Below are 12,742 nucleotides of genomic sequence, written 5' to 3'. Positions count from 1 at the left end.
CTGCTAAACCGCTAGCGGTTTAGCATGCCGCAGCGTGGGGTAAGCCGAGGGTAATGTTCACGCTTCCCTCGCCGCCGGCATCATTTGATCGAACAGGGCCAGGAGGCGTTTCATTTTAATCGGCGTGGCGACGGTGGCGCGCCAGTCGTTGGTGTGGGCCTGGGCGGCCATTTCTTGGTGTTTGGGGCCCAACAATAAAATGGCCGGGACCGATTTTGTGGTGGGCTGGTCGCCAAAATCGTTGAAGGCTTGGAGGGCCTCGTCGCCGAGATTTGAGGTGCTGAAAATGACACAATCGGCCGGTTGATGGTCGTCGGTGAACAAACTTGCCGGTCGCAAAGGATCGCTGGTTACCAGGACTCGGAACCCCTTTTGCTTGAAATGATTTCGCAGCGCTTCCTGAGCCTGGAAATTTGGCTCGACAATCATCAGCGTGCGCTGCTTGCCCGGCAAAGAGCCTGTTTCCGCCGCCTTGCCGTTGCCGTTAACCGATTCTCGGCTGGTGATTTTTTTCAAATCGCGGAGCATTTCGGCCGGTGTTTGGTAGCGCAAATCGGGATAAAACTGAGCCGATTTATTGACCACGGCTACCACGTCGCCCGGCAACTCCGGCATTAACGTGGCAATGGGGACCAAGGCGTCGAACCGGTTGCGGCTGAGCCGCGCCAAACGGTCCTGAGTTTCTTCCAGCGCCGGTTTGCCCGACAGCATGTTGTACAAAATGCAACCGAGAAAAAAGATGTCGCTGCGCATGTCGTCCTTGCGGACTCCCGTGCTGCGTTCCAAGGCCGCGTAATCGATGGTGCGGGGATTTTCCAATTTGGCCAATTCGGCGTCGCTGGAGTTGGGGTCGGCGCCCGCCAGGCCGAAATCAAGCAGCTTGGCTTGCCCCATGCTGGAAAGCAACACGTTGGACGTTTTCAAATCTTTGTGCGAAATGCCGCGCTGAAAGGCGTAATCGAGTCCGCGACAAATATCGATGGTGATGCGGATGGCCTTGGCGACATCGAACCGCGTGTGAACTTTGAGGTCTTCACGGAGATTGCGGCCTTCGATAAACTCCATCACGATGTAACACTTGGCGGAGTCGGAAACCGCTTCGTAAATGGGCACAATGTTGGGATGCCGCAGCGTGCAGCCCATTTCGCCTTCGCGCAGAAACTGCTCGCGCTTTTCTGGATCAACGAAATGGGTGTTCCGCAGCACCTTTACGGCGCGGACCTCGCCTGTGTCGCGGTGCACTGCGCGAAACACTCGGGCGAAAGTGCCGCGGCCGATCAAATACAACGATTTGTATTTGCCATAGAAGAAGCCGGTGCGGTCGCCGCGGAGCAGCTTTTCCAGTTGGTAATTGGTCAGCAGCCCGCGCCGCACCATGGCCTGCTTGGCTTGCTCCGGGTCGCAGTCAAGGCTGCCGGATTCCGCCAGAACCTGACGGAACTGCTGCTCGTCGATCAAATCACGATCGAACGCCGCTTGAGCAATTTGTTCGGCGGTCCACTCGGGCATGGCAAATCAGCTAGCCTTCAACAAGTCACCGGATTGTTTCTGTGGCCCGATGAACCATCGGCCCCATCCGTCATCAATTCCTCCAGGCAAAACGCGGGGGAAATGTTCGCGTCGTGCCCTGACGAACCATCACCTGGCGAACCAACCACGGAAATTGTGTAGCGACGTGTGAAGGCACAATCGCGCGTAAGCGATCGACAGGATTCTGCGATCATGCCACGATGCGTTGGGCACGGAACGAGCATGCTCACAGATGTCCTACTCTCATGATCGCGTGCCGAGCGGCCTTTCCGCGTGGCCATTCTTCAGCCGGCGGACAAGCATTCCTCTTCCCGGTTCACGACGTCACCGCAATCGTAGACCATGTGGTGATGCCACAGCGCCGGACAGAATCGTAGCGCAGGCGGCAAACGTCATACGGCCTTCGACCATTTTATCCTATCCTGGGTTGGCAGAGGCCGCAATCATGCGGCGCCGTTTCCAACAGGCTGTGTGCCAAGCGCAAATCGCTGGGCGGCTTGGAGTTTGAATCTGCGAAGGGGCTGGCCGCGAGGGCGAAATTCCACAAAATCAGGCCAAAAAATTCCGCAAAATCAGCGGAAAAAAGCCTCCTACTTTCCTTCCACTTGGCGACGGTATTCGTCCCGTTCCCGGCGGGTCGCTTCCAGATCGAACATCATGTATTTCATATCCAGCCGCAGTTGGCCCAGCGCATCTTGCACGAGCGTCAGAATGCGGCGGCGACGCTTTGTGCTTTCTACAACACGGTTTAGCGCTTGCTGCAGAGGGGCTCGAGAGTCTTCCGGCAATTTCAAAGCCTGGGAAACCAATTCCACAAGGTCGGCGGGCAGTTCGTCACTAGTACTTTTTGCGAGACGGGTCGACTGGCTCATGCGATTAGTCTCCTGGGTGGTTGCAACAGCCTTTAAGCAGACGGTGTGCCAGGTCGATGGCGGCGATTTCGTTTTCGCCATAAATCGCTGCTAAAAAACAAGTTACAAATTTTGCACGGCGATAGCAATTGGGCGGCCGCAGTTTACCAAACACCCCAGCCAATCTGGAAACAGTTCGTAAATCTTGATACAAGGCCATGTTACGCTGAGGAAGCTCCCGCCTTGGGTACGTTGTAATTTTGGTTCACCCTGTAATTGCGCATGGATGTGCAATGGCTGGCCGCAGAGAAAGTGCTTTCGATTGCCTGCTGAAGCCGCGATTTCTCGTGGGCTGCATGTTCCTTTTTGGCAATGTGCTGGCAGCGGCGCAGGGCAGACCGGCGCTGGCTGCAATCGGCGACGATTTTGAAAGTGGCGAAATCACTTGGCGACCGGGCGATGCCGATGTGCAATACCGGCTGGAAAGCCACGCACGCATCACTGCCGACCCGCACTCCGGACAGCGCTCCGAATTGCTCCAAATTTCCGCCGGCGCCGGCACGTATGTGTACTTCACGCACGAAATGGGGACGGCGCGAATTGTGGCCGAACTTTCCCCCAGCGTATGGGTCAAGGCCAATCGGCCGGGCATCCAGTTATTGGCCCGTGTCATATTGCCGCACACGACGGACCCGCGCAGCGGACAGCCCGCCTCGGCCCTGCTCAGCGGCAGCAGTTACAATTCCGTCGGCATGTGGCAGCAACTGGCCCTGAGCGATACGCCGCAGTTGCTCAACCGCGAGGTGCGCGCATTGCGGGCACAAATGGGGCCGCAAGTCGATGCCCGCGAAGCGTATGTCGATCAATTGTTGCTCAACGTGTACGGCGGACCGGGACAAACCATCGTCAACATCGACGACCTGGCAATCGCCGGCGTGGTGCCGTATGAGAGGAGCAATCAGCCCGCGACCATGGCGTCGGCAGGCAATCCGCGCAATCTCAGTCCGGCAATGCCGGAGATGAATTTTTCAAATGCGTCCGCCGGCGGCCCACCCATCACAGCGAACGGCAACGGCGGGCCTGCGTTCGCCCCGAGCGGAGGGACTACGCAGTTTGATCCGGCAGCTCCGGCCAACGTGCCCGTGGGCGACAATTCCTTCGCCCCGCGGCAAGTAGTCATTAACGGATCGCTCCTCCTGGTAGACGGCAAGCCGATGTTTCCGCGGATCATCCAATCGCAAGGCGAACCGTTGGAATGGTTGAAGCAGGAAGGTTTCAACGTCGTTCGCACGACGGGTCCCATTACCAATGAAATGTTAGCGGAAGCCCAGCGCACAGGCATGCTATTGATTGGACCGCCGCCGCTGGTCGATCAAAACGCCAATCTGCAAACTGGGCCAGGAGAAATTCAACTGGCCCCCATCACCCCCGCCTTTGCACCCGTGCTGGCGTGGCACTTGGGCAGCGGGTTGGCCGCCCGCGAGCTGCCCGGCGCCGCCGCGCTGGCCAGGCAATTACGTTTGGCTGATCGTCAACTACGGCGACCGCTGGTATGCAGTCCGGAAGAAGAATCGCTGGCCTACAGTCGCCAGGTGGATGTGCTTTCCGAATCGCGCCCGACGCTGGACACAAGTTTGGAACTGAAAGATTACGGCGCCTGGTTAAGTCAACGGCCGCGATTGGCTCGTCCGGGCGTGCCGTTGTGGGCGGTTGTGCAGACCGAGGCTGAGCCGGCCGTGGTCGATGAAGCGGCGGCATTTTTTGGCTCGGGCCAGCCCGCGTCGGCGCCGGTGCCGACGATCGACGTCGATTCATTACGGCTGACGGCGTACTTGGCATTTTGCTCCGGGATGCGCGGCCTCGAATTCGCTTCCCGCTCGCGGCTCGATTCGGGCGACAATTTCACTCGACTCCGCGCCGCTTCGCTGGCGCTGTTGAACTTGGAATTGGATTTGATTTCGCCCTGGGGCGCGGCGGGAAATTACGTTACCTCTGCCACCTCGAACGATCCAAACATCAGCTCCGTGGTCCTCAACGCCGACAAAGCCCGGCTGGTCGTGGCCATGCGCTTACCCAACTCGTCGCAGTACGTGCCAGCGCCCGATACGGGCGGAACCGGATTGCCAACCCCGGGCGGCACCGGATCGAGCAACTTCAACGGTAAAACATCAGATCGACAGGACGGTAACGCGGCACTTAAGGACGACAGCAAATTGCTGCGGCGTGATCCAACCGGTTCCGGCATGCAAGACACCGTGGGCGATCAAACGTACATGCCATCGGCGAATCGCAATCCGTTGTTTCCGGGAATCGCTAAGCCGACGCAAGGCACCGTGACAACGCTGGTCGTGCCTGGTGTGCCGGAAGATTACCGGGTTTATGAGATCACGCCCGCCGGGCTACGGCCACTTCGTTGCCAGCGGGTGAGCGGGGGCACGGCCATCGCCATCGAAGATTTTCTGCTCACGTCGCTGGTGCTGATCACCGCCGATCCGGCGGTGGAAAACGCCCTGCAGCGCCGCACGACGGAACTGGCGCCCCGGGCCGCTCAACTGCAGCGAACGCTGACGGCCGCCATGCTGGAACAAACCGCCGCCGTGGCCGGGCGTTTGGCGGGCCAAACGCAATTCCACTCGGCTTCTACGCCGCTGGCTACCGCCCAGGCGGGCTTGCAACAGGCCGATGCATTTCTGTCAGCAGGGCAATATGCGCAGGCGTATTTGACTGCCCGCAACGCCGCCTATCCGCTGGAACATTGGAAGCGGGAAACCTGGGAGCAGGCCATCAAGCCTCTGCCATCGCCCGTTTCCAGTCCGTTGGCGGTGAGCTTCAACACGCTGCCGGAGCAAATCAACTTTGCGGCTTCGACCACGCGTGGTCCACCTGGCGAAAACGTTTTGATTGGTGGTGATTTCGAGAATTTGCAAACCATGCTTCAGGCTGGTTGGCAACACTTCGAGCACGCCCCGCCCGATTTGCAAACTTCTGTCGAGCTTTCGCCCCTGGCCCCTTATGCCGACCGGCACAGCCTGCACCTGCAAGTGCAAAGCGTGAAGACGGAAAAACCCGCCGATTTAGCCGCCACCTTGGTCGAATCGCCGCCGCTGTGGGTGACCAGCGCGCCGGTTCGGGTGAATGCGGGCGACATCGTGTGCATTCGTGGTCAGGTGCGCGTGCCGCGAACGATTGTCGGCAGCGTGGACGGCCTGATGATTCTCGATTCGCTGGGCGGCGAAGCGCTGGCACAGCGGATCACGCAAACCGACGGCTGGCGCGAATTTGTGATGTACCGCGCCGCCGCGCACGCCGACAACCTGACCGTTACGTTCGCGCTGAGCGGCGTGGGGGAAGCGTGGATCGACGAACTTTCCATCCGTCCAATCCGCCGCGCCGACATGGCCGCGCCGGCAAGTTTCACTTCGCTGGGCTGGCCAAACCCGAATTTCGCACCGCGTAGATAAGGCGACTGGTCGCTGGTTCCGGCCGGATCGGTATGGTTCTATTTCTTCCCCGTCATGACTTGCAAAATACCGCGGCAAAAATCGGGCAGATCGTCCGGTTTGCGGCTGGACACGAAGTGGCGGTCGATGACCACGGATGCATCTTCCCATAAGGCGCCGGCGTTGGCTAAATCATCCTTAATGCCCAGCGAACCGGTCACTCGCACCCCCCGGTACACGCCGGCCGAAATGGGAATCCAGCCGCCGTGGCAAATGGCGGCCACCAATTTTCCCGCTGCGGCAAAATCGCGGACTAGCTGCAACACCTTGGGGTCGCGGCGCAGCTTGTCGGGCATAAACCCGCCGGGAATCACGAGCCCGTCAAAATTGGCGGCGCGCACTTCCGCTTCGGCAATCGCGGCATCGGACATACACGGGTAACCGTGTTTGCCAGTGTACCAATGCCGAGCTTTGGGCCCGGCGGTAAGCACGTCGGCGCCTGCTTCGATGAGTCGCAGTTTGGGATACCACAGCTCCAAATCTTCGTAAACATCGTCGACGAAAATCAGAAATCTTTTGCCGGCTAAGGGTCGATCGTGGGACATGGCTTCGAGGGGGGAATGGGGCTTGTGGGCGATGCTAAAAATGCTCTACCTTTGGACGCCGGTCGTTTGTGGCATCGGGGTCCGGTCGGGAAGCCGGTCTTGGATGGCCTGTACAGCCATGTCGCCTTCGCGGAGGGCTTCCATGGCGCGGACGCAGGCGTCGGCGGCGGGAATGGTGGTGACGCAGGGAATGCCAGCCTGCACGGCGGCGGCGCGGATGCGGCCCTCGTCGGTGCGGGCGCCTTTGCCGCGGGGCGTGTTCATAATCAACTTGACGGCGCCATTTTTCAAATGGTCGAGCAAATTCGGATGCCCTTCCTGCAGCTTTTTCACCGGCTCGACCGCAATGCCGGCTTCAGCAAACCTAGCGGCGGTGTTCGTCGTGGCCAGCAGCGTGTAACCCAGCGCGACCAGTCGGCGAGCGACATCGACCATGTGTTCCTTTTGCGCGGGCGAAGCCACGCTGATAAAAATGCTGCCATCACGCGGCAGAACCACGCCTGCCGCCAGTTGGCTTTTGGCGAAGGCGATGGGGAAATTTTCGCTGACGCCCATCACTTCGCCGGTGGAGCGCATTTCGGGACCGAGGACAATATCGACGCCGGCGAATTTGACGAACGGAAACACGCTTTCCTTCACGGAAACTTGGGCAGGGATGGGCTCGCTCGTGACACCCTGTTCCGCCAGCGAAATGCCGGCCATGACTTTGGCGGCGACACCGGCCACGGGCAGGCCGGTGGCTTTGGCGACAAACGGCACCGTACGGCTGGCGCGGGGATTCACTTCCAGCACGTACAATACCTGGCGGCCTTCTGCGCGCTTGATGGCGTACTGCACATTCATGAGTCCGACGACGCGCAAACTTTTGGCCAGCGCCGCGGTGGCCTCGCGAATTTCCTGCAAAATGGGGCCGGTTAAACTGTAAGGCGGCAAGGCGCAGGCGGAATCGCCGGAGTGGACGCCGGCTTCTTCGATGTGTTCCATAATGCCGGCGACGATGACCCGCTGGCCGTCGCCAATGGCGTCGACATCGACTTCAATGGCGTCTTCCAGGAAACGGTCGATTAGCACCGGCTGCCCTTGCGAAACGACAAAGGCCTCGGCCACAAAGCGTTCGAGCTGCGATTGATCGTAGCAAATTTCCATCGCCCGGCCGCCCAGCACGAAACTGGGGCGCACGAGATTCGGATAGCCGATGCGCGCCGCTTCCACCCGGGCTTGGTCCATCGTGCGGGCGATGCCATTGGCGGGTTGGCGAAGGCCGAGGCGCTGCAGAAGACGCTGGAATTTTTCGCGGTCTTCGGCATCTTCGATGGTGTCGACGCTGGTGCCGATAATGGGCACACCGGCGGTGGCGAGCGCGCGAGATAAATTCAGCGGCGTTTGACCGCCAAATTGCACAATGACGCCGTCGGGCTGGACGCGGTCGCAAATGTTCAGCACGTCTTCGGCCGTCAGCGGCTCGAAGAAGAGCAAATCGCTGGTGTCGTAATCGGTGCTGACGGTTTCCGGGTTGGAGTTGACCATCACGCTTTCGATGCCGAGTTCTCGCAAAGCAAAACTGGCGTGGCAGCAGCAGTAGTCGAACTCGATGCCCTGGCCAATGCGGTTGGGGCCGCCGCCGAGAATCATAATGCGTTTGCCGCCGGCGGGCTTGACGGGTACTTCGTCCTCGGATTCGTAGGTCGAGTAATAATACGGCGTATAGGCTTCGAACTCGGCGGCGCAGGTGTCGACCGATTTGAACGTGGCCACGATGCCGCGGCGCTTGCGGTCGGCGCGGACTTCCATTTCCGTGGTGTACAGCAGTGTGGCAAGCTGGCGATCGGAAAAGCCGAATTGCTTGGCGCGGCGGAACAGCGAGTCGCTAAGTTTGTCGAGCGAAGAGACAGCGCGGATTTCGTTTTCCAGTTCGATAATTTGCTGGAGCTGGTCGAGAAACCACGGGTCGATGTAAGTGAGATCGTGAATTTCCTCCACGCTCATGCCGTCTTTGAAGGCGTAGCGGACATACCAAATGCGGTCAGCATTGGGCACCGCCAGCTTGGCGCGAATTTCGTCGCGGCTGGGCGCGAGCGGCGTATCCCATAGGTCTTTGCTGTCGCAGCCGAAGCCGAAGCTGCCGACTTCCAGGCCACGCAGTGCTTTTTGAAACGATTCCTTGAACGTGCGGCCGATGGCCATAGTTTCGCCCACGCTTTTCATTTGCGTGGTTAGGCGGGCGTCAGCCTCGGGGAATTTTTCAAAGGCGAAGCGGGGAATTTTGGTGACCACATAATCGATGGTCGGCTCGAAACAGGCCATCGTTTCGCGCGTGATGTCGTTGGGCAGCTCGTGCAGGCGGTAGCCCACGGCCAGCTTGGCGGCAATTTTCGCGATGGGAAAACCCGTGGCTTTGCTCGCCAAAGCGCTAGAGCGGCTGACGCGCGGATTCATTTCGATGACGACCATGCGGCCGTTTTTCGGATGAATGGCAAATTGAATGTTGGAGCCGCCGGTTTCCACGCCAATTTCGCGAATCACCGCCATCGAGGCGTCGCGCATGCGCTGGTATTCCTTGTCGGTCAGCGTTTGAGCAGGGGCGACCGTGATGGAATCGCCCGTGTGCACGCCCATGGGGTCGAAATTTTCGATGGAGCAGATGATGACGACGTTATCGTCGGCGTCGCGCATGACTTCCATTTCGTATTCTTTCCAGCCGAGAATGCTTTCTTCGATGAGCACTTCATGAACCGGCGATAGATCGAGGCCGCGGCGGATGATGGTGTCGAACTCTTCGCGGTTGTAGGCAAAGCCACCGCCGGAGCCGCCGAGGGTAAAGCTAGGACGAATGACACACGGCAGGCCAATTTCCTTAACAGCCTCGCGGGCTTCGTCCACTGAGTGGACCGTTTGGCCGAGGCAAATATCGAGGCCGATTTTGAGCATGGCCTGCTTGAACAGCTCGCGATCTTCGGCTTTGGCGATGACGTGGGCATTGGCGCCGATCATTTCCACGCCGAATTTTTCCAGCACGCCATGCTTGACCAGATCCATTGCCAGGTTCAAACCGGTTTGGCCGCCGAGCGTCGGTAGCAGTGCATCAGGCCGTTCGTGCTCGATGACCTTGGCGACCATTTCCCAGGTGAGCGGCTCGATGTACGTGCGGTCGGCCGTGCTGGGATCGGTCATGATGGTGGCTGGATTGGAATTGACCAGCACCACTTCGTACCCTTCCTCACGCAGCGCTTTGCAGGCCTGCGTGCCGGAATAGTCGAACTCGCACGCCTGCCCAATGACGATGGGCCCGGAACCAATGAGCAGAATTTTATGAAGATCGTTTCGGCGGGGCACGGTGGTTTCCTATAGTTGATTAGACCGCAGATGTAGCAGCGGCTGTCTCCAGCCGCTGAGGACAGCGGCCATTACATTTTTGTTCAGGCGCGTAGCAGGGGCACAATACACGATCCTAGCTAGGTTGCTGCCGCAGTAGAATCTCACGAGTTTATCACGTCCGGCGGCACACCTTCAAGCGGCGGAAGAACGCACAGTCGGCAACGGCTTATTTCCGCCCTCAGCCAGAAAGAATCCTAGAATTCCGCCGGCCGCTGCACCGATAACGGGAGATGGCACGGTGATGACCAGCAGAAAATATCCAAGCATTTCCAGCGCGTGCCCAGCATTCATCCACATTTTGATCACAATCGGGATAAAAAACAGCGAGTAACCCACGACGCTGAAAAGTACTCCGTGTGACAAGCACCACCAAAATGACATGCTAATATGAGACGTATTTGCACGGAGCCGGCGACTATAGGAAATGAACGTCATCGCGAATGCAAAAGCAAAACCAAACACATAAATGCCAAAACCGCTTACTGCTTCGGGAGAACTGCCGCCAGAATGCTTCACCGCGATTCTCAATCCCAACAGTGGCGGCGCTAAAAACAAAGCGACGGTTAAAAGTCTCGCCAGCGAAAACCGCCGCGATGGGAACAATCCGGAAATTATTCCGAGCATTGGTTTCTCCTTATGAGGCGTTGCCGTAACGATATAAGTGTAGCCCCCGTATACATAATTTTGCAAGCGTATCACGATCTGCCGGCCTGCCTTCAAGCGGCCGTCGTGGTTGTGTTTCAGCTTCGCGGCCTTCGGGAATTTGTGGTATAATCATAGGCGGAGAAACCCTGATGAACGTGACCAAAGACGATCTGCGTGATTTCACTCGCTTTGTCGACGAAAAGTTGGAACACGGCAAAGTCGATTCGTTGGTTGACCTCGCAGGCCAATGGGAAGCCCAGCGCCGCGAGCAAGAGGAAACACTCGCAGACATTCGCCAGAGCCACGCGGATATCGATAACAACAAGGTTGCTCCGTTGACCGACTCATTCGCTGACGTGCGCCAGCAATTGGGCCTGGGATGAAGTACCAGGTATTCGTGACTTCAAGGGCGAAGTTGCAATTGGTCGACGCTGCTCGCTGGTGGGCGACGCATCGCAGTGCCGAGCAGGCTGCTCGCTGGCTAGATGGCTTTGAACAGTCGCTGGCGCAATTAAGCAACGATCCCGAGCGGCATCCCCTCGCTCGAGAAAACGATCTTTACGATTTGCCTTATACCGTGCGCCAGCTCCTGTATGGAATTGGCGCGCGGGCGACGCATCGGGCCGTATTTGAAATTCGCGAGGATACGGTTTACGTGATCGCAATTCGGCATTTGGCGCAAACTGATTTGCCTTCCGAGTTGCTGTAAAGGGCAATGTGTCGAAGCCAACGGCCTTCAAGCGGCAGTTGTATGCAGGTCATTGACCGCATTTTAGGGAACTCATTGCGCTCATCAATTTGGGGCTTACGGTTTCTAAATTGTTGGACTGTCTTAAAAATGGTGTAACTAGCGCCCAATGAGCCAATCAGGATGGCGAACGACACCCTGCTCCAGAAGCCAAATGGATTGTTGGCCCTCGTAACAATCGGTCCCCTCGCTTTCGTCCACGCGGAGCAGCCGGTTGAAATTGAGATTATCGCGTAAACAATCCACCCGGAACTCCAAAGAGCACAAAACGAAAATGCGGCGAGGGGACTATATCGCCATAGGTCATTGAGACCATTTTTCCTCTTTGGCAGATTAGGATTTGACAGGAGGTCGGCCATGGAGATAGATATCGTCGCCGACGTGGCGGAGTTCGATGTCGGCCAGTTGCAGTGCGGCGGCGATTTTTTCTAGGCCTGTGCCGGCAATGGGGGAGGGAGCGCCTGCGCCGCCGATGAGTTTGGGAGCGAGGAACACGTGCACCTCGTCAATCGCGCCGGCGTCGAACAGGGCGCCGAGCAATTTGCTGCCCCCTTCGACAAGGACGTTGGTCATGCGGCGGCGGCCGAGTTCGTCGAGCAGTGCGGGAATGGAGACGGATGGTTCTTCGGAGCGCTGGGCAAGCCCAGCGGCTAAATCGCTGCAGGCAACCACCTCACAACCGGCAGCGGTTAAACGGGCGATGTTTTCCTGCGGCGCATTTCCTCCCACGGCCACTAACACCGGCGCATCGCGGGCGGTTTGCACCAGTTGGCTTTCCGGCGACAGGGTAGCACGGCTGTCGGCAATAATGCGCGTGGCCACGCGCGGACCGGCTGGGCGGGCGATCAACAGCGGATCGTCCATTTTCGCCGTTCCGCTGCCGATGAGAATGCCATCGACACGGCCACGCAACTGCTGCACGATGGCGCGCGATGCTTCGCCGGAAATCCAGCGACTGTCGCCGGCGGCGGTGGCGATTTTCCCGTCCAGTGTCATGGCCCATTTGGCGATAATCCACGGCCGGCCGCTGGTGACCAATTTCAAATACGGCGCGTTCAGCCGCCGGGCTTCTGTTTCCATCAGGCCGACTTCGACTTCGATTCCCGCTGCTTGTAATTCAGCAATCCCGCGGCCACTGACCGATTCAAACGGATCGCGCTGGGCGCAAACCAGCCTAGCAATGCCAGCGGCGATCAGCGCTTGCGTACACGGCGGCGTTTTGCCGTGATGGCAGCACGGCTCCAACGTGACATAAGCGGTTGCGCCTTTCGCCCGTGGACCGGCAATGTTTAACGCAGCGACTTCCGCATGCGGGCCGCCGAATTTTTGATGCCAACCCTCGCCGACCACGGCGCCATCACGGACCAGCACGCAGCCGACCATCGGGTTGGGCTCCACGTGTCCCTGGCCACGGGCAGCCAATTCCAGCGCGCGGGCCATGAAGAACGGATCCGCTTCGAAATCAGAACTCGAAGTTCGATGATCGGAACTTACAGTCATATAACGTGCCGGCGCACTGGAATGGACGATTCAGGTGATCTTCGGTCT

9 protein-coding genes are annotated in these 12,742 nt (G+C 58.8%); 3 read left to right on the top strand and 6 right to left on the bottom strand.

Annotated elements, in window-relative coordinates:
- Nucleotides 1-57: 57 nt before the first annotated feature.
- Complete coding sequence (locus VMJ32_10580; protein ID HTQ39466.1) at nt 58-1,509, bottom strand: serine/threonine-protein kinase; 1,452 nt, start codon at nt 1,507-1,509, stop codon at nt 58-60.
- 611 nt (nt 1,510-2,120) lie between these two features.
- Nucleotides 2,121-2,402 carry a transcriptional regulator gene (locus VMJ32_10575; GenBank protein ID HTQ39465.1) on the bottom strand — a complete coding sequence of 94 codons (282 nt, stop codon included), beginning with the start codon at nt 2,400-2,402 and terminating at the stop codon, nt 2,121-2,123.
- 272 nt (nt 2,403-2,674) lie between these two features.
- On the opposite strand from VMJ32_10575, the gene VMJ32_10570 reads away from it, so the two are divergent.
- Nucleotides 2,675-5,842: a hypothetical protein gene (locus VMJ32_10570; GenBank protein ID HTQ39464.1), complete on the top strand. Its 3,168-nt coding sequence runs from the start codon at nt 2,675-2,677 to the stop codon at nt 5,840-5,842.
- A 38-nt stretch (nt 5,843-5,880) separates the two neighbouring features.
- Here VMJ32_10570 and VMJ32_10565 read toward each other — a convergent pair whose 3' ends face one another.
- The 3 genes from VMJ32_10565 to VMJ32_10555 all read right to left on the bottom strand — a co-directional run bounded on the left by VMJ32_10565 (nt 5,881) and on the right by VMJ32_10555 (nt 10,521).
- Nucleotides 5,881-6,426 carry a type 1 glutamine amidotransferase domain-containing protein gene (locus tag VMJ32_10565; protein ID HTQ39463.1) on the bottom strand — a complete coding sequence of 182 codons (546 nt, stop codon included), beginning with the start codon at nt 6,424-6,426 and terminating at the stop codon, nt 5,881-5,883.
- A gap of 45 nt (nt 6,427-6,471) precedes the next feature.
- Nucleotides 6,472-9,759, bottom strand: coding sequence for a carbamoyl-phosphate synthase large subunit (gene carB / locus VMJ32_10560; protein ID HTQ39462.1), 3,288 nt, complete (start codon nt 9,757-9,759; stop codon nt 6,472-6,474).
- 174 nt (nt 9,760-9,933) lie between these two features.
- Nucleotides 9,934-10,521, bottom strand: coding sequence for a hypothetical protein (locus VMJ32_10555; GenBank protein HTQ39461.1), 588 nt, complete (start codon nt 10,519-10,521; stop codon nt 9,934-9,936).
- A 74-nt stretch (nt 10,522-10,595) separates the two neighbouring features.
- Here VMJ32_10555 and VMJ32_10550 point away from each other — a divergent pair, with 74 nt between their 5' ends.
- Entirely contained in the window at nt 10,596-10,829 is a 234-nt protein-coding gene (locus VMJ32_10550) for a hypothetical protein (protein ID HTQ39460.1), read from the top strand.
- A 14-nt stretch (nt 10,830-10,843) separates the two neighbouring features.
- On the top strand, nt 10,844-11,155 hold the full coding sequence (locus VMJ32_10545) for a type II toxin-antitoxin system RelE/ParE family toxin (protein ID HTQ39459.1): 312 nt from the start codon (nt 10,844-10,846) through the stop codon (nt 11,153-11,155).
- 372 nt (nt 11,156-11,527) lie between these two features.
- On the opposite strand, the gene ribD is transcribed toward VMJ32_10545, so the two are convergent.
- Nucleotides 11,528-12,694 carry a bifunctional diaminohydroxyphosphoribosylaminopyrimidine deaminase/5-amino-6-(5-phosphoribosylamino)uracil reductase RibD gene (gene ribD / locus VMJ32_10540; GenBank protein ID HTQ39458.1) on the bottom strand — a complete coding sequence of 389 codons (1,167 nt, stop codon included), beginning with the start codon at nt 12,692-12,694 and terminating at the stop codon, nt 11,528-11,530.
- Between the last annotated feature and the right edge of the window lie 48 nt (nt 12,695-12,742).

The organism is Pirellulales bacterium (assembly GCA_035499655.1).
Taxonomy (GTDB): Bacteria; Planctomycetota; Planctomycetia; order Pirellulales; family JADZDJ01; genus DATJYL01.
This window is presented reverse-complemented; position numbering and strand designations above follow the sequence as displayed.

Coding starts and splice junctions, on each gene's coding strand:
- VMJ32_10580 (HTQ39466.1), bottom strand. CDS start 1,509: ATGCCCGAGTGGACCGCCGAACAAATTGCTCAAGCGGCGTTCGATCGT.
- VMJ32_10570 (HTQ39464.1), top strand. CDS start 2,675: ATGGCTGGCCGCAGAGAAAGTGCTTTCGATTGCCTGCTGAAGCCGCGA.
- ribD (HTQ39458.1), bottom strand. CDS start 12,694: ATGACTGTAAGTTCCGATCATCGAACTTCGAGTTCTGATTTCGAAGCG.
- VMJ32_10575 (HTQ39465.1), bottom strand. CDS start 2,402: ATGAGCCAGTCGACCCGTCTCGCAAAAAGTACTAGTGACGAACTGCCC.
- VMJ32_10565 (HTQ39463.1), bottom strand. CDS start 6,426: ATGTCCCACGATCGACCCTTAGCCGGCAAAAGATTTCTGATTTTCGTC.
- VMJ32_10550 (HTQ39460.1), top strand. CDS start 10,596: ATGAACGTGACCAAAGACGATCTGCGTGATTTCACTCGCTTTGTCGAC.